At 44.3% G+C, this 26,823-nt stretch carries 26 protein-coding genes; 8 read left to right on the forward strand and 18 right to left on the reverse strand.

Annotated features, from left to right (window positions below; all coding sequences use genetic code 11):
* The first annotated feature begins 16 nt into the window (after nt 1-16).
* The gene (locus BLS14_RS08695) at nt 17-763 is read left to right on the forward strand and encodes an SDR family oxidoreductase (protein ID WP_072733246.1); all 747 of its coding nucleotides are present in this window, start codon (nt 17-19) and stop codon (nt 761-763) included.
* Nucleotides 764-841: 78 nt separating this feature from the next.
* On the opposite strand, the gene BLS14_RS08700 is transcribed toward BLS14_RS08695, so the two are convergent.
* A complete protein-coding gene (locus BLS14_RS08700; RefSeq protein WP_090951111.1) occupies nt 842-1,615 on the reverse strand; it encodes a class I SAM-dependent DNA methyltransferase in 774 nt (257 codons plus the stop codon).
* Nucleotides 1,616-1,782: 167 nt separating this feature from the next.
* On the opposite strand from BLS14_RS08700, the gene BLS14_RS08705 reads away from it, so the two are divergent.
* A complete protein-coding gene (locus tag BLS14_RS08705) occupies nt 1,783-2,205 on the forward strand; it encodes a hypothetical protein (protein WP_063562764.1) in 423 nt (140 codons plus the stop codon).
* Nucleotides 2,206-2,353: 148 nt separating this feature from the next.
* Here the strand turns inward: BLS14_RS08705 and BLS14_RS08710 are convergent, their stop codons facing one another.
* On the reverse strand, nt 2,354-3,394 hold the full coding sequence (locus tag BLS14_RS08710) for an NAD(P)-dependent alcohol dehydrogenase (RefSeq protein WP_063562765.1): 1,041 nt from the start codon (nt 3,392-3,394) through the stop codon (nt 2,354-2,356).
* Nucleotides 3,395-3,576: 182 nt separating this feature from the next.
* Between BLS14_RS08710 and BLS14_RS08715 the strand changes: the two genes are divergently transcribed.
* Nucleotides 3,577-3,990 (forward strand): MerR family transcriptional regulator, encoded by a 414-nt coding sequence (locus tag BLS14_RS08715; protein ID WP_063562766.1) that lies wholly within the window; start codon nt 3,577-3,579, stop codon nt 3,988-3,990.
* Nucleotides 3,991-4,084: 94 nt separating this feature from the next.
* On the opposite strand, the gene BLS14_RS08720 is transcribed toward BLS14_RS08715, so the two are convergent.
* From BLS14_RS08720 to BLS14_RS08735, 4 genes are all read right to left on the reverse strand, one after another.
* Complete coding sequence (locus BLS14_RS08720) at nt 4,085-4,564, reverse strand: DUF6530 family protein (RefSeq protein WP_063562767.1); 480 nt, start codon at nt 4,562-4,564, stop codon at nt 4,085-4,087.
* A gap of 104 nt (nt 4,565-4,668) precedes the next feature.
* Nucleotides 4,669-5,028 carry a GIY-YIG nuclease family protein gene (locus BLS14_RS08725; protein ID WP_064637265.1) on the reverse strand — a complete coding sequence of 120 codons (360 nt, stop codon included), beginning with the start codon at nt 5,026-5,028 and terminating at the stop codon, nt 4,669-4,671.
* A 35-nt stretch (nt 5,029-5,063) separates the two neighbouring features.
* A complete protein-coding gene (locus BLS14_RS08730) occupies nt 5,064-6,272 on the reverse strand; it encodes an MFS transporter (RefSeq protein ID WP_090951114.1) in 1,209 nt (402 codons plus the stop codon).
* A gap of 427 nt (nt 6,273-6,699) precedes the next feature.
* Nucleotides 6,700-7,920: an MFS transporter gene (locus tag BLS14_RS08735; RefSeq protein WP_090951117.1), complete on the reverse strand. Its 1,221-nt coding sequence runs from the start codon at nt 7,918-7,920 to the stop codon at nt 6,700-6,702.
* A gap of 233 nt (nt 7,921-8,153) precedes the next feature.
* On the opposite strand from BLS14_RS08735, the gene BLS14_RS08740 reads away from it, so the two are divergent.
* On the forward strand, nt 8,154-9,017 hold the full coding sequence (locus tag BLS14_RS08740; RefSeq protein WP_063562771.1) for a helix-turn-helix domain-containing protein: 864 nt from the start codon (nt 8,154-8,156) through the stop codon (nt 9,015-9,017).
* A gap of 96 nt (nt 9,018-9,113) precedes the next feature.
* On the opposite strand, the gene BLS14_RS08745 is transcribed toward BLS14_RS08740, so the two are convergent.
* Complete coding sequence (locus BLS14_RS08745) at nt 9,114-10,010, reverse strand: cation diffusion facilitator family transporter (protein ID WP_064637259.1); 897 nt, start codon at nt 10,008-10,010, stop codon at nt 9,114-9,116.
* A gap of 319 nt (nt 10,011-10,329) precedes the next feature.
* On the opposite strand from BLS14_RS08745, the gene BLS14_RS08750 reads away from it, so the two are divergent.
* Together BLS14_RS08750 and BLS14_RS08755 are read left to right on the forward strand one after the other, a co-directional pair.
* On the forward strand, nt 10,330-10,866 hold the full coding sequence (locus BLS14_RS08750; protein ID WP_090951123.1) for a GNAT family N-acetyltransferase: 537 nt from the start codon (nt 10,330-10,332) through the stop codon (nt 10,864-10,866).
* Between the two features lie 22 nt (nt 10,867-10,888).
* Complete coding sequence (locus tag BLS14_RS08755; RefSeq protein ID WP_090951127.1) at nt 10,889-11,707, forward strand: MerR family transcriptional regulator; 819 nt, start codon at nt 10,889-10,891, stop codon at nt 11,705-11,707.
* A 150-nt stretch (nt 11,708-11,857) separates the two neighbouring features.
* On the opposite strand, the gene BLS14_RS08760 is transcribed toward BLS14_RS08755, so the two are convergent.
* A complete protein-coding gene (locus BLS14_RS08760) occupies nt 11,858-12,730 on the reverse strand; it encodes a YitT family protein (RefSeq protein ID WP_090951130.1) in 873 nt (290 codons plus the stop codon).
* A 123-nt stretch (nt 12,731-12,853) separates the two neighbouring features.
* On the reverse strand, nt 12,854-13,210 hold the full coding sequence (locus BLS14_RS08765; RefSeq protein WP_063562776.1) for a MerR family transcriptional regulator: 357 nt from the start codon (nt 13,208-13,210) through the stop codon (nt 12,854-12,856).
* A gap of 111 nt (nt 13,211-13,321) precedes the next feature.
* On the opposite strand from BLS14_RS08765, the gene BLS14_RS08770 reads away from it, so the two are divergent.
* Nucleotides 13,322-14,095, forward strand: coding sequence for an SDR family NAD(P)-dependent oxidoreductase (locus BLS14_RS08770; RefSeq protein ID WP_063562777.1), 774 nt, complete (start codon nt 13,322-13,324; stop codon nt 14,093-14,095).
* 93 nt (nt 14,096-14,188) lie between these two features.
* On the opposite strand, the gene nspC is transcribed toward BLS14_RS08770, so the two are convergent.
* Nucleotides 14,189-15,316, reverse strand: coding sequence for a carboxynorspermidine decarboxylase (gene nspC / locus BLS14_RS08775; RefSeq protein ID WP_090951132.1), 1,128 nt, complete (start codon nt 15,314-15,316; stop codon nt 14,189-14,191).
* A 1-nt stretch (nt 15,317) separates the two neighbouring features.
* Complete coding sequence (locus tag BLS14_RS08780; RefSeq protein ID WP_063562779.1) at nt 15,318-16,556, reverse strand: saccharopine dehydrogenase family protein; 1,239 nt, start codon at nt 16,554-16,556, stop codon at nt 15,318-15,320.
* An 897-nt stretch (nt 16,557-17,453) separates the two neighbouring features.
* Here BLS14_RS08780 and BLS14_RS08785 point away from each other — a divergent pair.
* The gene (locus BLS14_RS08785) at nt 17,454-17,933 is read left to right on the forward strand and encodes an immunoglobulin domain-containing protein (RefSeq protein ID WP_063562780.1); all 480 of its coding nucleotides are present in this window, start codon (nt 17,454-17,456) and stop codon (nt 17,931-17,933) included.
* 190 nt (nt 17,934-18,123) lie between these two features.
* Here the strand turns inward: BLS14_RS08785 and cydC are convergent, their stop codons facing one another.
* The 7 genes from cydC to BLS14_RS08820 form a co-directional block, all read right to left on the reverse strand.
* Nucleotides 18,124-19,857 (reverse strand): thiol reductant ABC exporter subunit CydC, encoded by a 1,734-nt coding sequence (gene cydC, locus BLS14_RS08790; protein WP_090951134.1) that lies wholly within the window; start codon nt 19,855-19,857, stop codon nt 18,124-18,126.
* On the reverse strand, nt 19,854-21,692 hold the full coding sequence (gene cydD / locus BLS14_RS08795; RefSeq protein WP_090951136.1) for a thiol reductant ABC exporter subunit CydD: 1,839 nt from the start codon (nt 21,690-21,692) through the stop codon (nt 19,854-19,856). The genes cydC and cydD overlap by 4 nt, the downstream gene beginning before the upstream one ends.
* 64 nt (nt 21,693-21,756) lie before the next feature.
* Complete coding sequence (locus BLS14_RS08800) at nt 21,757-22,770, reverse strand: cytochrome d ubiquinol oxidase subunit II (protein WP_090951138.1); 1,014 nt, start codon at nt 22,768-22,770, stop codon at nt 21,757-21,759.
* On the reverse strand, nt 22,767-24,131 hold the full coding sequence (locus BLS14_RS08805) for a cytochrome ubiquinol oxidase subunit I (RefSeq protein ID WP_063562784.1): 1,365 nt from the start codon (nt 24,129-24,131) through the stop codon (nt 22,767-22,769). The genes BLS14_RS08800 and BLS14_RS08805 overlap by 4 nt, the downstream gene beginning before the upstream one ends.
* 565 nt (nt 24,132-24,696) lie before the next feature.
* Entirely contained in the window at nt 24,697-25,260 is a 564-nt protein-coding gene (locus BLS14_RS08810) for a TlpA family protein disulfide reductase (RefSeq protein ID WP_256336305.1), read from the reverse strand.
* 32 nt (nt 25,261-25,292) lie between these two features.
* Complete coding sequence (gene ccmA, locus BLS14_RS08815; protein ID WP_090807041.1) at nt 25,293-26,006, reverse strand: heme ABC exporter ATP-binding protein CcmA; 714 nt, start codon at nt 26,004-26,006, stop codon at nt 25,293-25,295.
* The gene (locus BLS14_RS08820) at nt 25,999-26,820 is read right to left on the reverse strand and encodes an ABC transporter permease (protein ID WP_090807043.1); all 822 of its coding nucleotides are present in this window, start codon (nt 26,818-26,820) and stop codon (nt 25,999-26,001) included. The genes ccmA and BLS14_RS08820 overlap by 8 nt, the downstream gene beginning before the upstream one ends.
* Between the last annotated feature and the right edge of the window lie 3 nt (nt 26,821-26,823).

A 26,823-nucleotide genomic window follows, 5' to 3' on the forward strand; every position in this document is an offset into this window, starting at 1 on the left:
GAACTGAATATGTCTAATGTCTAATATTGAGGGTAAAGTTATAATTCTTACGGGAGCATCCAGTGGAATTGGAGAAGCTACCGCGAAAGTTCTTGCTTCAAAAGGGGCCAAACTGGTATTAGCAGCTCGTCGGGAAGAGCGTTTAGTACAATTACAAAAAGAAATTCAGAACAATGGCGGTCACGCTATTATCAAACCAACAGATGTGACTTCGCAAACTCAAATGGAAGACTTGGCTAAGTATGCACTAAGCGAATTTGGTAAAATCGATGTTCTAATCAACAATGCAGGAATCATGCCTCAAGCCTTTCTTTTCAAGAAAAAAATTGATGAATGGGACAACATGATCGATGTAAACATTAAAGGTGTCCTCTATGCTATTGCAGCGGTTCTTCCGTCCATGAGAGAACAGAAATCAGGTCATATTTTGAACCTTTCCTCTGTTGCTGGACATAACATATATCCGGGTGGAACTGTATACTGTGGAACAAAGCATGCCGTTACAGCAATCTCCGAAGGCTTGCGTCAGGAAGAAGCCATGAGCGGCACCAATATCAGAGTCACCAATATTTCTCCAGGCGCTGTCACAAGCGAGTTACTGGAAACGACAAGTGATCCTGAGTCCAAAGCAGGTTTAGATGAGTTCTACAAATCTGCTATTGATGCAGATAACATCGCACGTGCAATCGCATTTGCAATTGAGCAACCATCGGATGTAGCAATTAACGAAATGATCATTCGCCCAACGGTTCAAGTCGGTTAATGGTATTGATTTACTCAAAAAAGGAACGAATGCAAGCTTCTTATCGAGGCTGCTTCGTTCCTTTTTTATAGTATACACTTACAATTTTCGAGCTGTCACCATAGGCTGGTAATAACCTGTGTCCGCAGGGAAATGCCACTCTACATCCATAAAACCAGTCGCCCTTAATACGTTGTTCATCTCTTCTCGCAACAATGCTCTGTACGGTGTGCTATTATGTTTTGTTTTCCATTCACCATTCATTTCTTGCACAATAAATTGGTTTGTCGTATACGTTTTCCCATCTTCGGCCCAGTCCCATACCTGAAAAACGATCCTCTTCCCCTCATCTAGAATACGCGGCTGCGTGGTTGATGGTCTCTCTTTTACCAATGCATCATAGTCTCTTATGGTAGCAATGAACAAGCCATTCCGATTAAGCTTTGTATATATATTTTGAAAGGCCTTATGTAAATCTCCGTCTGTAAGTAGATGTGGAATAGCATTGTCTGCGGATAGAACGATATCAAAAGCTCCCGTTAGATCTGTATCCAACGAGCGAAAGTCGGCTACCCCAAAGTTTATGTTAACTCCGCGAGATGCGGCTTCTTTCTCAGCTCTTTTTACGGAATCAGGACTTACGTCAGTCGCACTTACGTTATACCCGTATTTCGCCAGTCCGATTGCTTGTGTACCTATACCACATGAACAATCCAAAAGTGAAAGGGTCTGGGTAGTAGAATGAGTCAACTTGGATTGGATGACTTGATCGAGAATCTGCGCTTGCTGTAAAATGGATTGATTCCAATCAGCAAAAATAAGATGATAGTCCTCTGCAATCTCGTCATAGAACTTTAGAACGGAATCTTTCATTTTCAATCCCCCTCAAATGGTCATATTTCATGCTCATTACATTACCATACTTGGAACGATTCTGCCCGTTAGTTAAGATGCCTTTTTTTTGATTATATTCAGAAGTCCAAGCATACTAGTAACCTTTGAATATATTATCCTATCCCACTCATTAGGAGGTAGATTCAATGACAACTTTTCTTGATGCAAGAACATCGCAAAACGCAAGTTTGGCTAACTCGATTGCTATTCCGATTCTGGTAATCAACGCGCCGCAATTGTTTGGACAAATTGGTCTTCAAACAGCAGGTGCAGGTACTAACCCTAGAGTTCAATTTAAAGGAACGGTTTCTGTACAATTACCATTAGCTCTTGTCGGAATAACGATCACCATTGTAAGAGGTACCTTGTCGACTGACCCTGTAATTTACTCAGCAACTTCAACATTTGATTTGAGTCTTTTGGCTCCTCAAATCATTACGTTCTCTGCGGATGATTTCAATCCGCCAATTACCCCTCAATTGACATACACTGCATTCGTAAGCTCCAACTTGCTGGGTACGATCCGTGTAGGTCCTGAGAACTTTGATGGATTCGTCGTTTCAGACTAATACGACAGCTCCTCTTTCTAATCCTTTCACTCAGTCTCCTTCATCATAAAAGAAGAAAATCCAATCGCAATGTTATGAGCGATTGGATTTTCTAATTTCTAGGTATAGATCAAATGGTAAATGTCTTTACCGACAACTTTAAAACAATTTAAATTGTGCTAGTGTCAATTACGAATCTGTACTTCACATCAGAAGCTAATACACGTTTGTATGCTTCGTCAATTTGGTCAGCTGAAATGACTTCGATCATAGGAACAATACTATGTTCTGCACAGAAATCAAGCATTTCCTGAGTCTCACGGATGCCACCGATCATTGAACCAGCAAATGAACGACGGTGACCGATGAGGGACATCACATTTACTGCCAACGGCTCCCCAGGAGCACCCACATTAACCAACGTGCCATCCAGAGTGAGCAGTGAGAAGTATGCATTGATGTCGATATTTGCACTTACCGTGTTAATAATCAGATCAAAAGACCCGGCGAGTTTTTTGAATGTATCTGGTTCACTTGTGGCATAGTAATGATCTGCCCCGAATTGCAAACCATCCTCTTTTTTCTTCAATGATTGTGACAGAACAGTTACTTCTGCCCCCATCGCATGTGCAATTTTGACAGCCATATGACCCAGACCGCCCAGACCTACAACCGCTACTTTTTTACCTGGTCCCGCTCCCCAATGATTCAACGGCGAGTATGTTGTAATACCTGCACATAGAAGAGGTGCAGCGACATCCAGCTCGATGTTATCCGGAATACGAACGATGAACTCCTCAGTTACAACGATGTGAGTGGAGTATCCACCTTGTGTAGGTTCGCCGTACTTATCAACACCCGCGTAGGTGGGAACATTTCCTTTGAGACAATACTGCTCTTCGCCTTGGCGGCAGTTCTCACATTCGCCACAGGAGTCCACCATGCATCCAACTCCTACTCGGTCACCAACTTTGTACTTTGAAACTTCGGCTCCCACATCTGTAACAATTCCTGCGATCTCATGTCCAGGTACGAGCGGATAGTTAACGGGGCCCCATTCGCCGTGAGCAGTATGGATGTCAGAATGGCAAATGCCGGCATATTTAATCTCGATCAGGACATCGTGCAAATCCAAATCGCGTCGTTTAATCTCAGCCGCCCGGAATGATTGGTGCGGACCGTCAACAGCTCGTGCTTTAGCAGTTATCATCATAAAACCTCCTAAGATTGTCATTCTTCCTTTTCTCTTGCAAAACTATCTTAATCCCTCTAGTTAACTCTAGGTCAAATGTCTTTTGAAATTTTGACATTCTGCAGCCTGCATGGTAGAATCCCAAAAGATAATCCTAGAGTTAGCTCGAAGTCTATATTAGTACGAAAAGGGGAAAATAAATGACGTATTCAATTAGCGAGGTTGCTAAAGAATTGAATCTAACCGTATATACATTGCGCTACTATGACAAGGAAGGACTCATGCCCTTTGTAGAGCGTACCCCTGGCGGAGCACGAAACTTCAAAGAATCAGACATCGATTTTTTAAAAATCATTCAATGTCTAAAAGCTACCGGGATGCCGATCAAGGATATCAAAGATTTTATTGCATGGTGTTCCGAGGGGGACTCCACCTTGCAGGAGCGATATGACATGTTCACCGAACGCAAGGCCAGTGTAGAAGCACAAATGGAAGAACTTAGAAAGACCATGGAAGTTATTGAACATAAACGTGCATATTACAGGACTGCTCTCGATGCTGGAACGGAAGAGATTCATCAAAGCAAGAGAATGGGAAATTTCATTGCTAACTAATTACGTTATATTTAACTCACAAAAAAAGAGCCTAAACGTCTATAGACGTTTAGGCTCTTTTTGCTCAATCCACTTCAGCAATGACGTTTTCCTGTTAATAACCCATATCCTTTAATATTTTGGATAATGTGCGCAAACGCTCGCCAATCATTTCATCGTCATCACTCAGAGCTTGGCTGAAAAGCTTAATATCTTCATTTATTCTCTCATTGTCCGTACAGATCTCCACGGACATTGCATCCCCTTGCAGGCCAACACGATCGATGACAGGCTGCTCTGGGTCATATAAATTCTCATATCTATAGGCCTCGCGAAAATGTTCCAAAGACCGACAGATCAGAATGGACAAATCCAGCACGCGATGGAGAGGCAGTTCCTCAGATTGTCTGGACCACTTTTCTCCAGTGTATCTCCATACTTTCGCTGAAATATCAACCTTTCCTCTATCGTTCCACTGGGCCAATCCCAGGGAAAGACCTTTTGCGTCCGTGTTTCCGGCCATTCGGCCATCAACCTTTTCATAATTATCCGAGACGATAACAGGTTTATGTTTTAACGTTGTAGGTATTTTCAATTACATTCCCTCATTCCGTTTACCTTTTTACTAATTTACTAAACGACGGTTTCATCTTATCTTGATTTTCACTGTTAGTCAAATTCGTTTCCTGTTACATTATTTTAATTCTGCGGAGGTCTATTATAGCCCTTGTCTCCGTAAGGTTGTAACTTCTGAAGCCACGGCTTCAGGATTTGTTTTTGTTCCCAACGTATATCCGTCACCTTATCGATGTCCTTCTGTTCCAGTACCTCATAAGTGAATGCGTCTTCTCCGAATTCTCTCCACTCTTTTTGTAACTCGGCATTTGCAAATCTTCCTTGATCCAGTTGCATCTGCAGCGTAAACCATTTGTTTTTCAAGTTGGGATAGCTGTCGATATAGATTTTACCGTTTACTTTGTTTTTAATTTGGGCTACACCCATATACGTCTTAATCTGCTTATATTCCTCCAGCAGCTCCCTGCGCTTGTTCATATCCATGTGTCTCTCTCCTTATCGTTTCGATTCCCTTTCCGTCATGATGATGGAGTTTCCTCGGCTTTACTTCTCCTTTCAATGACTATAGGGAGCAATAATAACGCACCGATTATCACAAAAACACCACTTGCTATAAATACACTAAACAGGGAAAACGTATCTTTGAGATATCCGGAGGTAAGCATACCAATCACCATCATTCCCATAAAAATCGGCATGATCGCTCCAGATACCCGGCCAATAAATGCCCCTTCCGTATTCCGCACAAGAAGCGTCTGAATTCCCCCCTGAATACACGGGAAGAACAAACCGCTGATGACGAGCAGAATAATGGTTAACCAAATTTGTGTTGATGCGCCCATTCCAACCGTACAGATCGCACTGACAAGTAAGCCGACTAAAAGCAATAGCTGTGGCTTTACTTTTTTAGCGATCGCCATGATCACAGCACCTCCGACCAACATGGCCGCCCCATTCGCCATCACCAGCCATTGTAAGAACTCTTTGTCCTGACCCAAATTTTCAATGACAAGAAAGAGCTGAAGCGGTTGAGTTAGTCCTGATGCCAAACCAACTGCCGAGAAGGTTAATCCAAGTGTTCTTAAGGATTTATTCGCCCCGATATAACGCAGGCCATCCGTGAGCTCTTTAAGGAAGCCGCCACTATTCCCTGATTTCTCCTCCTCTACATCTCGGGGAAGCGATAATAATACGAGCGAAGAGCCCAGAAACATAACTGCTGTCAGGATGAGGGATACGCTAATGCCAAACTTAATAAAAATAAACGTGCCGATGACCGGCCCCAAAACCATAAAAACAGCAACAAGCGTTTGGGACATGGCCATGACACCCTGCAATTGTTCGGCTGGTACATGCCGTTTGTACAGTTTCATCGCCGAAGGCTGAGAAAACTGTGACAAGCTGGCAGAAACGAATGATCCAATCAGAAGTGCAATCCAGCCACCATTCATGACCGCAAGCAATACAACACCAACGGACAAACCTGAGAATAAATCGCTCCATACCATTGTTTTTTTCGGCCGCCATCGATCGGCAAAGGTACCGCCAATCAGACCAAATATAAAGATCGGTGAAAATTCCGCTACCGAAATCAATGAAATATCAACCGGATTATTATGCGTCAATTCGGAAACATAAAGAAGAACGGCATAATTCCGGATCCAGATTCCGAGCTGCAATAGAACTCGGGAAAGGATAATTGTTCGAACATATGGATTGGCAAACATTTTAATACCCCATATCCTTTAAGATTTTTGCTAACGTTCGCAGCCGTTCCCTATTCATTCCATCATAAAGCAACGGCTTCTTTCATTTTCCCCCTCCTCTCCATCAACTTTTTATTTAGTAATTTACTAAATTACTAATTTACTAAATCACGGCTTCATTCTATACAGGATATCTCCCTTCGTCAACCGTTTTTTGAATACTTTCTTTTCCCTTCTGTTTTTGAACGATAAAATGATGGATGGGAAAAAGGTGCTGTTCATCTCATTTCTACTGTAATTTTTGGGCAAGAAATGTATCCAAAAAAACACAAAAAAGCCGCTAAAATTAGCGGCTTTCCGTGCTCGAACATATATGATTATGTCGTTTCATTTGGTTACTCAATGAAAAGTCACGCTTCTGGAGCAAATAAGCAGACTTCAGGGTCTACTAATTGGTACTTGGAATCGAGTAGTCTACTTTATGAGCGGTGGCTGCTTCCGGTTTCAATTGAATGGATCGCTGGCAGATCGCTGTGATCCCAAAAGCCATCAGAGCTAGGATCACAGCTACTGGTGGTACCCACTTCACACCACCTAAACTGACAGCAAGTCCGCCAACTCCGGAACCGATGGCTATCCCCACATTTGCCGCCACGGGCAGCAGCGTGGACGCGAACGGTCTGGAATTCGGCGCGATCGCTCCGGAGACGTCGAACAGATAGAGCTGGGACGCTGCGCTCATGGATGATGACAGGCATCCGATCAGGAACAGGAACGCCAAGCCCAGCCACAGATGAGACACAGTGAAGCTGAGTCCCAAAAAGATTGCAGCTTGAATGACGAAAAGCCACTTGAGCTTGGGCAAGAAATCTCCTTTGGCTATTTTGGCACCAATCCAATTGCTTAGTATGCTGCAGGCACCGTATATGAGGAGTACAGCGCTAATCCAACGTGTAGGTATACCCATGGACTGTCCCAGTAACGGAGTGATATACGTAAAGATCACAAAAATACAACTGTTTCCAAGAACCGGAATCAAGCAGGCCAGCAATATACGCGGCTTCATAAATAGCGCCATCTGATCACTGAATGAACCGGCAATGGTCGTAGTTTGTCGCGGAAGAATCCGGAACATGAATATGAATGGCACGACCCCGATGCATGCTGTAACAACAAACGTCATGGACCAGTTCAGATGCTGTCCAATGAAGGTTCCGAGCGGGACGCCAAGCACATTGGCGATGGAAAAGCCGCCCAGTATCCAGGCGATCGCTTCCCCTCTTCGTTCCCGGTTAACTGCGTCGCTTGCAATCGAGATCGAAAGCGATATCGTAAGTCCGCATGCAACAGCTGAAACGATCCGAATAACCATCAAGGAATAGAACGTCGTTGAGAACATGGTAAGTACGTTTAAGGCAAGCACGACTGCAAACCCAATTAAAATGGAGTTTCTTCGAGGAATTTTGGCCAAGAAAGCAACAGCAAACGGTGTTCCGATCGCATAGGCAATGGCAAAGCCCGATACGAGCGCACCTGCGGCAGCCAGCGATACTTTCAGATAGGTTTCGATTTCCTTCAATACGCCTACAATCACGTATTCGGTTGTTCCCAATACAAAGCTAACTAAGGTAAGTGTTAAAATAAGTAAATTTTCTCTTTTTCTAGTCAAAAATAAGCCCTCACAATTCTCTCTAATGTTGCAAGCGTTTCATTTTCTTAAATAGATTCCATTCTTAACAAATTTTTCTTTCACATCCCTTCAATTCGATATATAGTACATATTATTGAATAGTGAAATTGTACTGTTAGACATGCTAGGCGACAATCAAGGTTGTTGTGATCTTCATCCTAAACATTATGTATGTTGTCATTTCACCACAGAATCTTGAAGGGAAGACATTAATGAATACACGCCATGAGCCCCACCGACTACATGAAGATCAAGATTGCATTATTATTTATGTAGGGAAGTTGGCAGACAATCCGCATTGGAGTTTTCCGACCCACAAACATGACGATTTGCATGAGATTATTTACGTTAATGAGGGTCAGGGTTCGTTCACGATTGATGGGACAAAGCACTCAGCCCGAAAGGGAGATCTTCTTGTATATAACAAAGGAACACTTCACGAGGAAAAATCCGACCCGGAATTCCCTTTATCCACCTTTTATTGCGGCTTTCGTTTCAAAGAGGGTACCCGTGCCAACAACGATTGGATTATTCCTCCCGGTAGCGAGCCAGTTGTTCGTGCCAATCGTTATTCGGAAGAGATCCGTTCGTTAATGCAGACCATGTTCAATGAATTTTCAATCCGGGAAGAAGGATATGACTCTATTTCCCATCATCTGCTGAATGCCGTTCTGCTCATTATCGATCGCATGTCTCACCATCAGCGCACAGCAAGTGAGATCGTTCGGAATAATACCCTCGCTGAAAGCATCAAAGACTATTTGGATACGAACTATCGTCAAAATATTAAGCTGAAGGACTTGGCGGACCAATTCCATATCGACTTCTACTACTTGATCCATATGTATAAAAATTGCTACGGTACCTCCCCCTATCATTACCTCATTCAGCGAAGAATGGGAGAAGCGACCCGATTGTTGGTTTCGACCAAGAAAAAAGTATGGGAAATCTCCAAGTTGGTCGGGTACGAGAACCCAAACTACTTTACAATTTTATTTACCAAAACGGTAGGTGAATCTCCGAGAAGTTTCCGCAAAAGATATCAAAAGGACATGTTTGGGGACCCTTCCAACTAAAAAAACAGGTAGCCCGAGGGCTACCTGTCCTGTCATACGTCAAGAAGAGACTATGTCCATGTTTACCGGCAAGTTCTTTTATATGCCGCTTATGTTTTATACTTGACCCACTTCGCTAGGGGCTTCGTCTGGTTCAACGTGAACATGAACAGTGTACACATCATGTTCTCTTAACAATTCGTCTTCTACATTTGTTGAAATATCATGAGCTTTCTGAAGATCCAAATCCGATCGTACAAGAATTACCACATCGACAACGGCATTATTACCGTAATTCCGGGCTCTTAAGTCTTTAACCGCCTCAACGCCATCTACATTGGCAATTGTACTCCTGTATTCCTTGATGAGCTCTTCATCAAATCCATCTGTAAGATGGTGTGTTGCTTCACGAAAAATGTCCCAAGCGGTTTTACATATTAGAAAGCCCACTGCTACAGCTGTTAATGGGTCGAGCCATGGCAGGCCGAATTGGGAACCAATAATCCCTATAACTGTCCCTATACTAACCCAGGCATCCGAGATATTGTCTTTTGCAGCTGCCATAACCGCCTGGCTCTTGATCTTCAAAGCAAGTCTTTTGTTATATCTGTAAACCAGATACATCACAGCGGCACAGAAAATGCCTGTCCATGCTGCGATGATGTCTGGAGATTCGCTTTTCCCCTGGAATACGGATGTAATAGCTTCGTATAACACTTGAAGCCCTACTGCCATCATTATAAAAGAAGCAACCAGTGAGGCAACGGTCTCTGCTTTCCAGTGTCCGTATGTATGATCTTTATCAGCTGGACGCTGAGCAAGTCTCAGACCGATAAGAACCGCGATCGAAGCTATAATATCGGTAGCATTGTTTAACCCATCGGCTTTCAAAGCCTCAGAATTAGACATATAACCGATCATCATTTTAATTGCAGTCAAACAAATATAAGCAATAATACTGATGATTGCTCCCTTTTCACCCAATTTTAAGTTGTCGTACTTTATTTGCTCCACGAAAAGTAATCCCCCTGATTCCAACTGTTTTCTAGCACTTTACGATGGTATCATCACGGTGTTGTGTGGGTCTAGAGAAACGTTTTGAACCAAGTAAAACAATGTCTGTACAACGAAAGAGTTTGACCTCGGCCAAAAAAAGTTGCGATAAGTAAACTTTTAGATATTGTGAATCGCCCCCCTTATCCACTCACAATGCTCCTCTTCACTTCGGTCTGCCCTACCTTTTCCGCCATATTGCTTGACTCTGGTATCGTACCAGGGTTTATCGTTGGTTTATAACAAATATGGCTTTACAAATCAGGAGTGGATTAAGTTGATGTTACAAAAACGGCTTGACCAAGTGTTTGAAATTATGAAGCAGTCGTTTCCCGAAGCTGAATATCGGGAATATTCAGAACAGAAGAAGTTACTTTCCAATTCGAGCTATCGCCTTCTCACAGAGAAGAATGAACAGAATGAAGTGATTGGCTTTCTCGCAGGCTGGGAGTTTGAGTCGTTCAGATATATAGAGCATTTGGCTGTTTCCCCGAACATTCGTGGAGGCGGCATAGGCAAGCGGTTAATGGAACGTTACATGAAGCAGACCGCCAAGCCGGTTATATTGGAAGTTGAATTGCCAGAAGATGAGATGAAGCGGAGAAGGATCGGATTTTACGAGCGTCTGGGATTCTGCTTGGGAGATCATTCTTATGTTCAGCCGCCTCTTCGTGCTGTCGGGCAGGAAACCCTCTCATTACAGATCATGAGTTATCCAGCAAAGTTGAACCCAACACAATTTGAAATGGTGAAAAAAATGCTGTATAAGGAAGTGTATGGCGCGACTTCAGCATACGCGCACGCATCTAATAATTAAGTGTAAACGAGGAAGAAAACCGATGAAAAACGATTATAAAATCAATGAAATTTCGAAGCTTTACGGAATAGGTGTTGACGCGCTGCGTTATTACGAAAAATTAGGGTTGCTAGTGCCTCGGCGAGACGGAAACGGGTATCGTCTGTATAGCCTTCAAGATATGTATAAACTGAATATCATCCGGGACCTGCGCCAGTTGGATTTTACCATGCAACAGATCAAAGCGTATTTGGATCAGCAAAGTGTCGAAAATACGCTTGAATTGTTATTGACTGAACAGGAACTGATTAAGGAACAAATTGCAAAGCTTATAACTACGCAGCGTATTATTCAGGGCAGAATCAAGGTATTGACTGACGCAAGCAAAATTCAGACAGGAGTTTTCTCCATCAAAACGTATCCCGACCGGCCGTGTCTGCAACTCAATACACGCATAACTAGGGATGAGGAGATGGATTATGCCATTAAGAAGCTGCATCAAAAACATAAAAGTCACATTCCGGACTTTGGAAACCAATTATATGGTGCATCCGTGTCCCTTGAGGAACTAAAGCATGGTGTGAGGGATGTTTTTAACTCCGTCTTCTTTATCTTTAATCCTGACGAAGCCGGAAAGATCGATTACGATTACAACCTGCCAGCTGGTGAGTATCTATCCCTTTTTTATCGGGGCAACTACCGTCAAAGTTATGAAAAAATGCTTGAGGTCGTTGCACATGCCAACGAAAAAGGGCTCTGTGTAATGGGTGATCCTTTTGAGATTTATGAAATTGATAATCGTGATACGATCATTACCGAGCAATTTCTGACTGAAATACAGTTGAGGATTTGCAAAGAATGATAAATTTCAAAGGGTAGAAATTATTGAAGTTATTGGATCGGAATTGACACAATAACTTCTACTTTAAAACAAAAAAAAGCCGCTATATTAGCGACTTTTTGTATGTTATATGCTTTTCTATGCGACAGTAACTCATACTCATTTTAGTGATTAGTGAATATCTTTCTTTTTGAAATTTCCGCCCTTCACTTCGGCTACATCGTAAACTACAATAAAAGCATTGGGATCAATTTCGTGAATGATATCCTTGATTTTGCTTTCCTCCATACGGTTGATTACACAGGTAATTTCTTTAAATTGTTCATTGGTATACCCGCCGTAAGCATCGGTATAAGTTGCTCCACGACCTAACCGGTCACGAATGGTTTCGACCATGATCTCCGGTTGATTGGTGATAATTTTAAAGGTTTTGGAGCCGCTCAAACCTTCTTCAACAATATGTATCACTTTGGAAGCGATGTAATAAGCAAGTGCGGACAGGATCGCCCCTTGAAGACCAAATACAGTTGACACGACAATAAAGACAAACATGTTCAAGAATAAGATTAGATCACTGGTTCCAAAAGGTAATTTTCGTGAAAGCAGGACAGCCAACATATCGATTCCATCCAATGCCCCACCATTACGCAACGCCAAACCCATACCAAAACCGATGATAATCCCGCCCACAACGGTAATTAACAGTGTATCCCCTTGAATAATCGTTGGTACATGGTGCATAAGGCTTGTACCGATAGCTAACGAGGCAATACCGATAATGGAGTAAATAGCAAAGCTCTTACCTATTTGTTTGTAGCCTAACCATACAAATGGAATGTTGATGATACCAATCAGCATCCCTAACGGTAAACCAAACAGTTGTGAGCCAACGATACTAAGACCTGTCACACCACCGTCTGATACATTATTTGGAATTAACACAGCTTCCAGGCCATATGAGGTGATAAAAGCCCCAATCATAATCAATAAAACTTTGGAGATGATTTTCAGTTTGTTCGATTTTTGCACGTTCCTTTGATTCATTCCTTTTCCCCCTTGATGAACAACCATAAAAAATAGTCTATAACAAAATTCACTATTTTGGCAATAGATCGTCATATATGTAACCACTGAATTCGCTCTGCTCGTTTCTTCGATCAGATTACATTATTTCCCGATTAATGCTCGATATGCCGTAATTTTATTCTCCAGCATCTGATCTGCTGAGTGAAGTGTGTGCATCTGCTGTTGAATCGCCTCTTTGTGCTCTTCCAGCAATTTCAAACGCTCTGCAGCCGTATGCTCACCTTCCTGAAATAACGATGCGTACTTTTTGATGATAGCGATCGGCATTTGAGTCTCTTTTAGTTTGATTACAAATTGCAGCCATTTCAGGTGCGATTCGTTGTAGCGTCTGTCTCCACTAGCATCACGGAGCGGTACGATAATCTGCTCCTTCTCATAATAACGCAATGTGTGGGTACTGATACCGAGTAGTTCAGCCACTTCACCGATCGTGTGCATGGTGATCCTCCCTTCTATATTCCGCTTGACTTAGAGTAAGCTCTAATCAGTATAATCAACTCGTACTCATATCACAAAAAATAATGAACCGAAAATCCAGGAGGAATATCCATGAAGTATACAGTGATTACCGGTGCCAGTTCGGGCATTGGCTATGAAGCAGCTTTGGCTTTTGCGGCTCGCGGCAAACATTTGATCCTGGCTGCACGCAGAACCGACGAATTGGAGAAGTTAAAATCAAAAGTAAGTGAAATTGATCCTGATCTGGACATTGTCATTCGCACGGTGGATCTGTCCATCGCTGCCAATGTCCATGCATTCTATGAAAGTCTCCATCATTACTCTATCGAGACATGGATTAACAACGCAGGGTTCGGAAATTTTGCTTCGGTTGGTGAACAACATCTACCTAAAATCGAACAAATGCTTCATCTGAATATAGAAGCATTAACCATTCTTTCTTCCCTGTATGTGCGTGATTATGCAGAGGTTGAGGGCACTCAGATCATTAACATCTCCTCTGGAGGTGGATATACGATCGTGCCGGATGCAGTAACCTACTGTGCAACAAAGTTCTATGTAAGTGCCTTTACGGAAGGGCTCGCACATGAATTAAAAGGCAAGCATGCTGCAATGCAAGCGAAAGTGCTCGCGCCCGCTGCAACGGAAACGGAATTTGCGGAACGTGCTTTTGATCTGGACCAGTTCAAATATGAGGGCCGTGTTCCCCAATTTCATACAGCAGAACAAATGGCTGGATTCTTGCTTGAATTATATGACAGCGAAAGCGTCGTCGGTATTGTAAATGGATTAACCTATGAGTTTGAATTGAAAGAACCGATCTTTCCGTATGCCGCCAGAGCAGCCTCGAAACCCAACGATTAATCATAAAAACAGCCGTTAACCCATCCTATGTGAAACGTCAAAAGGGAACCTGTGATCAGGTTCCCTTTTGCTCTTGCTATATCTATAAAAGTATTAAGCCAATCTCATTTTGAAGTCCTGATAGCCGAACTCGCGAACCACTTCGCAATCGCCATCTTTTCTTTTCACTGCGATGGCTGGCAGCGGCATGCCGTTAAATGTATTGGTTTTGACCATGGAGTAGATCGCCATGTCCTCAAATACCAATCTGTCACCCGTTTTGAGCGGTTGATCAAATGAATAATCTCCGATCACATCACCTGACAGGCAAGTTTGTCCCCCCAGACGATACAGATGGGCTTTCTCCCCTGCTTCTCCCGAACCGATAAGCGGCGGGCGATACGGCATTTCCAGCACGTCTGGCATGTGGCATGTGGCCGAGGTATCCAGAATGGCAATGTCCATACCGTTCTTGTGGAAATCGAGCACAGACGTCACCAGGAAGCCCGCGTTCAGCGCAACCGCTTCGCCCGGCTCCAGATATACCTCCAGGCCATATTTTTCCTGCATGCGTTTGATGCAAGCTTCCAGTCTTGGAATGTCATAATCCTCGCGTGTGATGTGGTGTCCACCGCCGAAGTTGATCCATTCCATTTGTGGCAGCCATTGTCCAAACTTCTCTTCTACCGCATTCAGCGTCGTTTCCAGATCATCTGAATTTTGCTGGCACAAGGTATGGAAATGCAGTCCGGAGACTCCTACCAACAGCTCTGCACGGAAATCCTCTTGTTTGGCACCAAAACGGGAACCAGGAGCACATGGATCGTAAATCTCATGCCCCTCCTGAGTCGAGCATTCAGGGTTAATACGCAGGCCTACTTTTCGACCAGCCTGAAGCGCTTTGCCCTTAAATTTCTCCAGTTGGGAGAAAGAATTGAAGATAATATGATCTGAAATCGAAAGGATTTCATCGATCTCATCTTCGCGATAGGCCGGGGCAAAGACATGGTTCTCTTTGCCCATCTCCTCATGACCCAGGCGGGCTTCATACAGCCCGCTTGCCGTTGCACCGCTCAAATATTCTCCAATGAGCGGATACATCGTGGTCATGGAAAATGCTTTCTGAGCCAGCACGATTTTGGCTCCTGTACGTTGCATGACACCGTTCAGGATTTTGAGATTTCTTTCGATAAGTCCTTCGTCAACAACAAAACATGGTGTCGGTAATTGCTCAAACCGCATCTTAACGAACAAGCTCCGATTCTTTGGCTTCTTCTGGCAGTTCGTCAACGAGTACTGGGTTGAAGTCTTCAACCCATGGGAGACCCCATTTGTTCAACTCTTCCATGAATGGATCTGGGTTGAACTCTTCAACGTTGTATACGCCTGGTTTGTTCCATTTACCAGTCATCACCATTGCTGCACCAATCATGGCTGGAACACCTGTTGTGTAAGAGATGGCTTGGGAACCCACTTCTTTGTAGCATTCTTGGTGATCACAAATGTTGTAAACGTAGTACGTTTTATCTTTGCCGTCTTTTTTACCTTTGAAAATGCAGCCGATGTTCGTTTTGCCCACAGTACGTGGTCCAAGGGACGCCGGATCTGGCAGTACCGCCTTCAGGAATTGCAGCGGAATGATTTGTTTGCCTTCGTATTCGATAGGTTCGATCGAAGTCATGCCCACATTTTCAAGTGCTTTCAAGTGCGTAAGGTAGCTTTGACCAAATGTCATGAAGAAACGGATGCGTTTCAGACCAGGCATGTTTTTAGCCAGGGACTCCAGCTCTTCATGATAAAGCAGGTACATGTCTTTCTCGCCAACTTCTTTGAAGTCATAGACACGTTTAATTTCCATTGGTTTCGTTTCGATCCATTCACCTTTTTCCCAGTATCTTCCGTTAGCCGAAACTTCGCGGATGTTGATTTCAGGGTTGAAGTTGGTTGCGAACGGATAGCCGTGATCTCCACCATTGCAGTCGAGAATGTCAATATATTCAATCTCGTCAAAGTAATGTTTCAGAGCATAAGCAGAGAATACACCAGTAACACCTGGGTCAAATCCACTGCCAAGCAGAGCTGTAATTCCCGCTTTTTCAAAGCGCTCTTTGTAATCCCATTGCCATTTGTATTCGAATTTTGCCGTATCTTCCGGCTCATAGTTCGCTGTATCCATGTAGTTCGTTTTCGTTGCAAGGCAAGCATCCATGATTGTCAGGTCTTGGTAAGGCAATGCCAGGTTCATGACGAGATCCGGTTTAACTTCGTTGATGAGGGCGATCAGTTCGTCAACGTTGTCGGCATCCACTTGAGCTGTCGTAATTTTTGTTTTGCCGCCGTCCAGCTTGGCTTTAAGATCGTCACATTTGGATTTCGTACGACTTGCGATGCAGATTTCCTCGAATACTTCGCTGTTTTGAACGCATTTATGAACTGCTACTGAAGCTACGCCGCCGGCGCCGATGATTAGTGCTTTTCCCATTTTCCATTCTCCTAACCCAATATGAATTTTTTTAAAATTAACTTCATTATTTTTCTCATTTTTCAACTTTTCGCCCGTTCTGAACCAACAAAAAAAGCAAGGTGAAAAATGCCCCAAACGCGCATCATCACACTTGCTTGTCGATATACATCATTAAAAAGACGCAAAGTTCCCATAACTAAAAAAGTTCAAAAGAACTCCTCTAGCGGAAAGCTTCTTCATGTATATCAATATCAGATCAGAGTCTATATAGCAAATAATTCGCCTTTACCACTCTTATTGACCGTTTCACAAGTTGATGTGCAGATGCACTGGTTGTAAAGTAACCAACTTATAAAATTTGAGCTTTTAACTCAATCAATAAGGCAACATAAGTTGCCAATCGGCGTTTGACCCGGCTGTCCGTATGGCCTTAACTTCCTTAAGAGAAGTGGTCAAAAATTATCTGCTGGAAAGACCTGATTTATGTTGATATATCTGCTTTCCAAAATCACAGGTCTTACAATATCAGATACATTGAAAAAAATCAAGCAATCACCAAAAATTATTTTATTCATCATTTTGGAACACACACTTCGCCCTTAGGCATATCTGATTATAATGGCAAATCTTTAAATAGTTACTGCCTAATGTATCCAGCTCTTTCTCAATTTTCAAACTGACATGTCAGCGATAACGATGTGTAACATGGAAGTTGGATTATCCTAATATAGATTGATTTAGGTAGAATAATCCTTTAGTTTTGTATGTCGAATATAAGTTATTACGCGAAGTTTAGAAAGAAATATAAAGCTCCCAAAAATATTTTCTTTCTACTTGAAATTTTATACATTTTTGATAGATAGATATGATATATTTGGTATGTAATTTAAAATATATCCCAGAAAAGAGGATCTTATGAAAAAAGCTGTTTTGCTGTTTGCTGCAATTTTCATGTTTTTGCTTTCCAGCGCTCCATCAGCATCTGCAGCTGGAGACCGCCTCATTTATGACATCATGTATAACAATTCGATTCCACTCGTATCCAACAACGTCAGGTTTTCACTGCAATACAGCGTCTACGGCGACCTACAGCTCTGGGATAACCGCACACACACGATGTTATGGAACACCAAGACCAATGACACGAGAATAAATCATTTCAAGATTGATTATTGGAGTGGAAAACTAGTGCTCCAGGATCCCCAAAACACACCTTACTGGACGTCAGACAACAAGGCATGGTCTACATCGTACTATGGAGCGGACAATCTGCCACCCAACCTCAGGGGTAACGTGCTCATCGTTCAAAACGACGGCAATTTGGTTCTGTACAATACAGAAACACCGAGTGCAGGCTGGTATCCTGTCTGGGCTTCCAATACAGGAGGCCATTAAGGTCTATTGTACTGGAGTACAAGCTGTTTATCGAAGCTTCAATTGACTGATGCTTACCCTCATTTCTTTACGGTAATATAAATACACTCCACACAGTATAAACGTGTGCGAGTGTATTTTTTTGTAATGTGAATGTTTAAACTGCAATGACGCATACTCTTTCATTCGTATCTGTGTGTATCTTACTCTCTTACACTCCAACTTCTCCGATCATTTGCCGCTCAATCTTCTTCATCTCATAAAAATAACCTTCTTGCTCCATTAACTCCGTATAGGAGCCCGCTTCCACTACCCTTCCCTGTTCCATCACCACAATCCGATCCATCTCTTCAAGGCCAGTAAGCCGATGACAGATCAGTAGAAGCGTATCCTCGGCTGCTTGTGCATAGAGATGTTTCATCACACGTTCTTCTGTAACGTAATCCATTGAGGAAGTAGGTTCATCGAGAAGCCATAACCGTCCCTTGCGAAGCATGGCCCGTGCCAGAGCCAGCCTCTGCTTCTCACCGTCTGACAGGTTTTCCCCTTTTTCATAGACTACATCAGTCAATGATGTATTGGGCAGTTGCACTTTTGCTAGCACATCCAATAGTTGCTCGTCCGAATGTTCATCATCATTCAACAGCAGGTTATCCCGGATCGTTCCCCGGAAGAAATGACTTTGCTGCAAGACAACATTGGCCGTTTGCCAAATGCTCGCCTCATCCAGTTCCTTCACCGAAATGTCATTTAAACGGATCTCCCCTGTTGTAGGCGTTCGCAGTTTAAGCAGTAGTTCAATAATCGTTGATTTGCCTGATCCGCTCGGTCCGACAATCGCCGTTTTGGAGCCGGGTAAAATATGCAGCGAAATGTCCTTTAACGCCGGTCTCCACTCCCCTTCATATTGAAACGTAACATTGGAGAGATCAAGCGAAACAGCCTGATTGCCAGATAACGCGCCTTTTGGCTGCGTAGACACAGACTGCCTATCAGAGGTCTGTATGGTTTCCGTCAGTCGCTTGGCTGCGTGTTCGCTATCCTGCTTATACAAAGGTAATGTCGCCATTGCCGCAGCCTCTTCGAAAACGGTTAGTGAGGCCATAACCAGCATTGCAAGAAACACGCCAGCAAGCGCTCCATCCATAATCAGATAAGCACCAAGTGTCAGCACGCCCCAGGAAATAAGGAACGTAACCAAAGCATGCATGGATTGCCCACGCAGTAGGTGTCCGGCAGCCCGTTGCTGCTGGACCGTCAACGCAGCAGAAGCCTGCTGCAGCTGCTGCTCCCGTTGAGCCAGTTGTCCGTACACTTTCAAATCCCGGAACCCATACAATACTTCGGTGACTTCTGTGGAAAGCAGCGCCCGCTGCTCGCGAACGTGTCCATGTATTTTCCGCTGCCCAAGCAAAATCAGTCCTGGTACAACCAACGCCGTTATGAGCATACCTAATACAAACAGCCCCGCAATCCAGAATGAAAAAGCAGAAGTAAACAACACTGTCGCCAAAAAGACCATGACAACAATGATCGGTGGGTAAGCGACGCGCAAAAAATAATGTTGCAGGCTCTCCACATCCCCAACAATGCGGGCTAGCAGGTCTCCACTTCGCTTTTTGTTCAATATACCCGGCGTCAAAGGAATGAGTCGGGCAAAAAAGGATGTACGTAAACGGCTAAGCATGGAGAACGTCGCCCTGTGGGAATACAAGCGCTCTCCGTATCGGCTCGCCGCCCGAAGCAGTCCAAGCAGCTTGACCAGCGAGGTGAGTACAATTAAGGTGTACAGCGGTGGCGCAAAGACCGTTTGCGAAATCAGATATCCGCTCGCCGAGAAGAGGGCCACTCCTGCTATCCCGGCAATAAACCCACCTAGAATGGAAAGGATGATATCCTTGCGCTCCTGAATCATGGCTTTGGACAAAATCGCTAGCTCATTCATGCCAAGCCCCCCTTTCGTTGAACATCAATCATCTCGGCATACTGGGGTAGACGCGCCATAAGCTCTTCATGGCGTCCCGTATCCACTAACACACCATCGTCCATAAACAATATGTGATCGGCATGTTGAATCGTATATAATCGGTGAGCCACTGTAATCATCGTCGCGGTATCTGCCAATGTGGCAATGGAACGTTGCAGTATCTGCTCCGTGCGCAAATCCAGTCCCACCGTAGGCTCATCAAACAATATGATGGAAGGCCGCTTCAAAAAAGCTCTTGCCAAAGCAAGTCGTTGCTTTTCCCCACCAGACAGTCCTCGACCTCCTTCACCAACCAAGGTATCGAAGCCATGCTCCAATTGGGCAGCAACTTCAGCAAGCCCGGCATCCTCTGCCGCCTGCTCAATTTCAGTCCTGGACACGTTCCGGCCCGCACCAATCGCAATGTTCTCAGCAAATGTACCTGCAAAAATATACGGATGCTGTGTAATGTAGCTCACATGTTCGAACCATCCAGCCTCATCATATTCGGATAGGGGTTGTCCATTTACCAGTACCTCTCCTGATTCTGGCTTCAGCAAACCCGCAATGAGATGGAGTAACGTCGTTTTCCCTGAGCCGCTTTTGCCGACAATGGCAATGTGTTCTCCCGGATCAAGCTGTGCTCGACCAGTCTTAAGCTCGAATAATTCGGGAGCATACCGAAATCGGAGATGGTTTAATATTATGGACGGCGGCATGAAACGGTCATTGGAAAGGTCCATTTGAAAAGTCCCTATCCTGTTCTCCCTTTCAATCCGCTCCATGTTAACGACCTCGTCAATTCCATCGGATGTACCTAATCCTTCTTTGCTATCTGCCGATTTGTTCTCCCCAGCTGTTTCCTCAAGCATCTGCTCTACCTTACGAACCGCTCCCATACTTGTTCGCCCGCTGTGAAAAGCTGTTCCCGTATTTTTCAACAGACTGTAGAACTCGGGAACGAGCAGCAGCACGAGAAACGCAGTGTGGAACGACATCGATTTGAATACAAGCAGCTGGATTGCTAGTTCAAGAGCGACGATACCGATGCTTAGCATTACAATCGATTCCAGCATGAACGTATTGGTAAACGCAATCCGCAAAATGCCCATCGTGGCATCGCGGTACCCCAGGCTGGTGCGTTCAATCTCCTGCTGCTGACGGTGAGCCCGTCCAAATATTTTCAACGAAACCAGCCCTTGAAGAGAGTCCAGGAACGTACCGGAAAACTCGGCCAGCTGCGCATATTTCTCCTCTGATTTGTTCTTCGTCTTCAGTCCCACCAAAATCATGAACAAGGGGATAAACGGGGCCGTAAACAGCATAATGAAGCCTGAATTGGCATGCTGCATAAACGTTACCACCAAAATCAGAATCGGAATGATGGCAGCCTCCATCATACGCGGCATATACAGACTGAAATAACTGTCAGCCTCATCCACAGCATCCAGAGCAACACTGACCTTACCGCCTGTTTGTCCACGAAGGGTTGATGGCATCGACGCATGGGTCAAATTTTTCAGCACGGCTGCCCGCATATTCGTCTTGGCACTGGAAGCCATATGCAAACCAACTTTTCCGTTCCCATAAGACAGCCCTGTACGTACGACCATGACAGCCAAGAGTAACCCGAGCAGCATGACGACCGACGAAAGGGAAGCCTTCTCTACGAAAATCCGTTGTACTGCTTCAGCAAGCAGCGCAGCCTGACTTACAATCGCTGCACCCAGCGCAAGTGAAATCACTGCAAGGAGCACGAGTCGTTTTCGTTGCCCAGACATTTGTTGAGAGATCAGGCTTGTTTTCCTCTTCATGTAAGCTCTCCTCCTTTCTATGAACCTGTGAGATTACTCCCTTACATCGCATAATGAATTCAATTTATTTTTTTCCCTTTACATAATCCGCATCAAACAGAAACAGTTTGAAAACCAGAATCAAGGAAGGAATCAACATACACATGCCACCGATAAACACAACCACCAGTGCGAAGCCCATCGCTGGTGAGGTTACACTGTTTTGAATTGTAATGAACGGATCAAGGATATAAGGATATTGACCAATTCCGTAAGCGAAAAAGGCACAGAAAAATTGCAGCATGATACATATAAACGCTAATCCGTAGCGGCGTCCGTTATAGATCAGCCACATCGCAATCATGAAGAATGCAACGGAAAGTGCAAGCAACCACCATAAATCCATCATATTTTGAAAATGTCGCTCATTGTGCTGTCCCAAATAAATAAATGCAGTCAGTGCGATGATAATCGTCGGTGTGCTCCAGAACAGGGCATAGGTCCGTACCAGCTTCAATGCAGAGTGATCCTCTGCCCGCGATGCATAAAAGGCTAGAAATGAGCTGCTAATGAACAATACGGACACAATCGCCAGTCCAACAATGCTCCATGATAACGGATTGGTAAACAGCGTCCAGTAATCCAGAGAAACCGTCGAACCTTGCTTCACGATAAAACCACCTTCAGTCAGCGTTAGCGCCACTGATAGCGAAGCTGGAATCAGCAATCCCGAAGCTCCATATAGAAACAGATACACGATGTTATTTTTGGAACCATAGTTCTCAAAGGCATAAAACGACCCACGAATGGCGAGCAAAATGACCGCAATGCTTCCCGGTACGAGCAGCGCTGATCCGTAATAATAAGCCGTGTCGGGAAAGAATCCAACAATGCCAATGTAGAAAAAGACAAAAAATACATTCGTAATCTCCCATACCGGTGATAAATAACGGGAGATCAGACGATTAATCAGGTGATCCTGTTTCGTCAAGCGTGCATAAAAGGCAAAGAAACCCGCCCCGAAATCAATGGAGGCAACAATTAAATAGCCATACAAGAACAGCCAGAGTACCGAAATGCCAATCAGTTCGTAACTCATGTACGCTCACCCTTTTCTGTAGACGGATTGCGCTTCTCCTTCATCCATTTCTCCATCTCGACTTCTGCCGGATTATTGTTGAACAAACGTCTTAGTACGAGAACACACATGACTCCCAGAACGATGTAGAGAAGCAGGAAGAAGAAAAAGATCATTCTGATGCTGGGTGATGAAGTGGCTGCTTCCTCCACACGCATATATCCTCGGATAATCCACGGCTGTCGTCCCAGTTCAGCATAGAACCAGCCCAGCTCAACTCCGAGAAAAGCCATCGGTGCGCCTAGCGCTATGATCCCAAGCAGCCACTTATTCAGCTCATTGCGCTTTTTCCAGAATACAAACAGGAAATACAGAACTGAAATAGCCAGCAGCGTAAATCCGATCCCGGCCATTAAATCAAACAGGTAGTGAACGAGCAGCGGCGGCCATTCGTCCTTCGGAAACTCCTCCAGTCCGGTTACCTCTGCATTAAAGTCACTAAAGGCCAGGAAGCTGAGCAGTTTCGGCAGGTGAAGAGCTCCTATAATTTCATGCTCTGCATTCAGCCATCCCAATAAAATCAAATCCGCGCCACTTTCTGTCTCAAAATGCCATTCTGCCGCTGCAAGTTTCTCCGGCTGATGCTCGGCCAAAAACTTGGCGGACACATCTCCCGCTAACGTGTTCAGTAAGCCGAACAGCAGAACCACCGCCATCATGAGATTCAAGGCTTTTTTGTGGTATGCAGATGCCCCTTTTCTCAGCAGCGAGAAGGCTGCAATTCCGGCTAACAGGGCAGCTCCTGTCAAATATGCTGAGCTTAATACATGAAACACCTTGGAAAACGTCGCCGTATTCAGCATCGCCTCCACTGGGTTAACCGCTGTGAATTGGCCTGCTTCCATGACAAAGCCTCCAGGCTGGTTCATGAAGCCGTTCACCGTCGTAATAAACACAGCCGACATGCCTGCTCCCGTGACGATTGGAATCGTCAGCAGCCAGTGAATGTATGGATTTTTGAATCGATCCCACGTATACAAATAAATGCCCAGAAAGATCGCTTCAAAAAAGAACGCAAACACCTCCATGAATAACGGAAGTGCAATGACATTGCCTGCCAGTTTCATAAAATTCGGCCACACCAGGGCCAGTTGCAGTGAAATCGCTGTACCGGTCACCACACCAACCGCCACAGAAATGACAAACCCTCTTGACCACCTCTTCGCCATCAGTGTGTAATGGGGGTCCTTCTTGCGAATCCCCATGAATTCTGCAATTGCGATCATTAGAGGTATACCGACGCCAAGTGTCGCAAAAATAGCGTGGAAGCCCAGCGTCATACCTGTCACCAGCTTGCTCCACATCACCGTATCGATTGCCATTGTTTACTGCCTCCTTTCAAACTCTGTTCGATTTTCGTACTGATTTGAATCTTTTAATTATTAGGTCAGTCAGCCCTTGGACTGCGTTCTTTATCAGGTTGATAGAAGCCCCACTAGACTGGTTCAGAGTTTATCTACAAACCGTTCCTCCATCGTTGTATGTACAAAGAGAATTTTTTCACAAAGTAAGTGACGAAGGAGCTTTACCACACCATCATTGTGCATTGCTACACATAGTTATTGGACTGAGCATGGGTTGGCGAGCTGTGTTTTACCTGATACTGAAGGGCCAAAGTACTTAACAGGACCTAATAGTTAAAATTATTATATCTTTGTGAATTAGCAATTCAATCACTGACACGTCTTCGTCCCTAAATGTTCAAGAAAGGATCAACTCTTTCTGACAACTCGGTGAAAAGCATAAAAAGCACCCAAAGGGGCTATTGATTCATTAGGCACAACCGTGGTATTGCGATTTTCAATTCTACTATGCTTGCAAGATGTTCGGGAAAAATAAAACAAAAGAAGCCGCTCGTATAGTGAGCGACTTCTCGACTTTTTTTGTTCATAAGTCTGCAAAGCTCCAATTCCGTTGCTGTACGGTCTCCTCCAGCCATTGCTGCAAAGGAATATCCTTAGTCAACTCACCGAGCAAAATGTGACTGAATATACCTTCCTGATCTATGATCATGGTCGCTGGCAACCCGGTGATACGATACAGACCGGAGACCTTTCCGGTCACATCAATGATAACAGGGAAATCGAATTGCTGTTTCTCCATAAATTCACGAATGGTGCCCTTCGCTTCCCCCACGTTGACAAACAGAGCCTCTACATCGTTTTGATACGTCTGAGCAATCTGCTTAATCTTTGGCATTTCCCTCACACAGGGCGTACACCATGAAGCCCAGAAGTTAATCATGACGACTTTGCCCCGATAATCGGAGAGCTTCACCTGTTCTCCGTCTGAATTAACCGCAGTGAATTCAGGAGCAGTTGCACCGGCTTCAATGGCACCGGTTATTTTGGGCTCGGATGATGAAGTCCCCTGGTAAATTGCCCACACAGCGGTCAGTAAAGCAGCCATTCCAATCAGGATAGTAAGCAAACTTCTCATTTTCGCACTCATTTTTTTACTCTTTTTTTCCAATAAATTCACCTTCATTTTAAGCCAAGACTATGATGAAATGCAGCATGAAGCGACCCGAACTGTTGACGAAAGTCCTCAGTAGAGCCATCTCCCACATTACGTCCTTGGTTCATAAAAACAATGTGATCGGCAACATCATCTGCGATCTCAAGCTGGTGGGTGGAGAACACGACCATATGCCCTTCCTCCTTGATCTGTTTTATCAGATTTGCAAACTCCTGCATCCAGAAGGGGTCCAGTCCATTCGTCGGCTCATCCATGATCAGCAGCGGAGGCTTGGACAGCAGAGCCTGGGCAAATAACACACGCTGCCGCATACCTTTGGAAAAGGTCGTGACCCGTTTCTTTTTTTGATCGGCCAAGCCTACCATGGTTAGCACTTCCGTTACTCGCGCTTTAGGCACTTTCCTTAACGCCGCCCAGAACTGGAGCGCCTCCTCTGCCGTCAAACCCTGGTTGAAATGATAATCATCCGGCATATATCCGATCTGTTCCGAATATCGCTTTCGTTCTTTGGACCAGCGCATATTGTTTACAATGATTTCACCCGAGGTAGGTTGAAGAATACCTGCAAGCATACGCAGAACGGTGCTTTTTCCGGCCCCATTTCCGCCGCATAAGGCAAGCACATGACCGGAAGAAACGCGAAAGGATATATCTTCAACAATCTGTTGTTTTTTTATGGATTTACACAGTCCAACAATCTCTGTTTCCACATTATCCATGGGAACGTCCCCTTTCCCATATCCCGTATACTGCCACGATAGAACATGTAATCCACAGCAGACATATCCCCATAAAGATCCAGCTCCCGCTCGATGGATGTACCCAATCTACCCACTGATAATATTCAGGTCCCAGTATCGAGCCCCCGCCAAGTTTGATCACCACAAACAAACGTACCAACTCAGCCGGATTGATGAAGGTTAGAACGGTGAGTAAGGGTTTTACCCACTGATACGGCATGAGTCCCAGCACGGAAATTAGAAGCGTGGGCCACCCGATCACAGCAAAAAACCAAACGGATACCGATATCGTTAACGCTTGCCAGCGATTTTTGGATAACGAACCGATGAACAGTGCAATAGTCAGAAATAGCAACACCAGTCCGCAGGAGAATACCAGAAACAAAAGATATGTCTTAACATCTAAAGGGCTACCCACCCATCCGCTAAGAAGTCCCATCAGGCCATATCCGAATGTAACTATCGTCATTAATACAACCGACAGCCCCAGATATTTGCCAACAATAAAAGACATCGTGCCGATGGGGTAAGTGGACAACAGCTGCCAGCTGCCCTCTTCCTTTTCAGAAGTCAACGAGAACGAGCCCAGAAAGAGGGTCATCAGCGGCAACAGATAAAGAATAAGATTTAACATGGAACCTGTAGTGCCAGAGTATCCTGCTACAAAATTCTGAGAATTAATGATTAACAAACTCAGACTAAATACGCAGAAAAGAATCAAAAATGAATATGCCCAAGGGTTGCGAAATCCCATTTTCATTTCTCGTCGGACGACTTGTACCATATCTCCCATCAT

Source organism: Paenibacillus sp. OK060, assembly GCF_900101205.1.
Taxonomy (GTDB): Bacteria; Bacillota; Bacilli; order Paenibacillales; family Paenibacillaceae; genus Paenibacillus; species Paenibacillus marchantiae.

Excerpts from the sequence above, each read along its gene's own strand:
- BLS14_RS08780 (WP_063562779.1), bottom strand. The coding sequence starts at position 16,556 with ATGGGAAAAGCACTAATCATCGGCGCCGGCGGCGTAGCTTCAGTAGCA.
- BLS14_RS08755 (WP_090951127.1), top strand. The coding sequence starts at position 10,889 with ATGAAAAACGATTATAAAATCAATGAAATTTCGAAGCTTTACGGAATA.
- cydC (WP_090951134.1), bottom strand. The coding sequence starts at position 19,857 with ATGAATGAGCTAGCGATTTTGTCCAAAGCCATGATTCAGGAGCGCAAG.
- BLS14_RS08730 (WP_090951114.1), bottom strand. The coding sequence starts at position 6,272 with ATGTTTGCCAATCCATATGTTCGAACAATTATCCTTTCCCGAGTTCTA.
- BLS14_RS08810 (WP_256336305.1), bottom strand. The coding sequence starts at position 25,260 with ATGAGTGCGAAAATGAGAAGTTTGCTTACTATCCTGATTGGAATGGCT.
- BLS14_RS08710 (WP_063562765.1), bottom strand. The coding sequence starts at position 3,394 with ATGATAACTGCTAAAGCACGAGCTGTTGACGGTCCGCACCAATCATTC.
- BLS14_RS08715 (WP_063562766.1), top strand. The coding sequence starts at position 3,577 with ATGACGTATTCAATTAGCGAGGTTGCTAAAGAATTGAATCTAACCGTA.
- BLS14_RS08760 (WP_090951130.1), bottom strand. The coding sequence starts at position 12,730 with ATGAATCAAAGGAACGTGCAAAAATCGAACAAACTGAAAATCATCTCC.
- ccmA (WP_090807041.1), bottom strand. The coding sequence starts at position 26,006 with ATGGATAATGTGGAAACAGAGATTGTTGGACTGTGTAAATCCATAAAA.
- cydD (WP_090951136.1), bottom strand. The coding sequence starts at position 21,692 with ATGAAGAGGAAAACAAGCCTGATCTCTCAACAAATGTCTGGGCAACGA.
- BLS14_RS08695 (WP_072733246.1), top strand. The coding sequence starts at position 17 with ATGTCTAATATTGAGGGTAAAGTTATAATTCTTACGGGAGCATCCAGT.
- BLS14_RS08725 (WP_064637265.1), bottom strand. The coding sequence starts at position 5,028 with ATGGATATGAACAAGCGCAGGGAGCTGCTGGAGGAATATAAGCAGATT.
- BLS14_RS08765 (WP_063562776.1), bottom strand. The coding sequence starts at position 13,210 with ATGCACACGATCGGTGAAGTGGCTGAACTACTCGGTATCAGTACCCAC.
- BLS14_RS08800 (WP_090951138.1), bottom strand. The coding sequence starts at position 22,770 with ATGAGTTACGAACTGATTGGCATTTCGGTACTCTGGCTGTTCTTGTAT.
- BLS14_RS08805 (WP_063562784.1), bottom strand. The coding sequence starts at position 24,131 with ATGGCAATCGATACGGTGATGTGGAGCAAGCTGGTGACAGGTATGACG.
- BLS14_RS08770 (WP_063562777.1), top strand. The coding sequence starts at position 13,322 with ATGAAGTATACAGTGATTACCGGTGCCAGTTCGGGCATTGGCTATGAA.
- BLS14_RS08785 (WP_063562780.1), top strand. The coding sequence starts at position 17,454 with ATGAAAAAAGCTGTTTTGCTGTTTGCTGCAATTTTCATGTTTTTGCTT.
- BLS14_RS08700 (WP_090951111.1), bottom strand. The coding sequence starts at position 1,615 with ATGAAAGATTCCGTTCTAAAGTTCTATGACGAGATTGCAGAGGACTAT.
- BLS14_RS08705 (WP_063562764.1), top strand. The coding sequence starts at position 1,783 with ATGACAACTTTTCTTGATGCAAGAACATCGCAAAACGCAAGTTTGGCT.
- nspC (WP_090951132.1), bottom strand. The coding sequence starts at position 15,316 with ATGCGGTTTGAGCAATTACCGACACCATGTTTTGTTGTTGACGAAGGA.
- BLS14_RS08740 (WP_063562771.1), top strand. The coding sequence starts at position 8,154 with ATGAATACACGCCATGAGCCCCACCGACTACATGAAGATCAAGATTGC.
- BLS14_RS08750 (WP_090951123.1), top strand. The coding sequence starts at position 10,330 with ATGTTACAAAAACGGCTTGACCAAGTGTTTGAAATTATGAAGCAGTCG.
- BLS14_RS08820 (WP_090807043.1), bottom strand. The coding sequence starts at position 26,820 with ATGGGAGATATGGTACAAGTCGTCCGACGAGAAATGAAAATGGGATTT.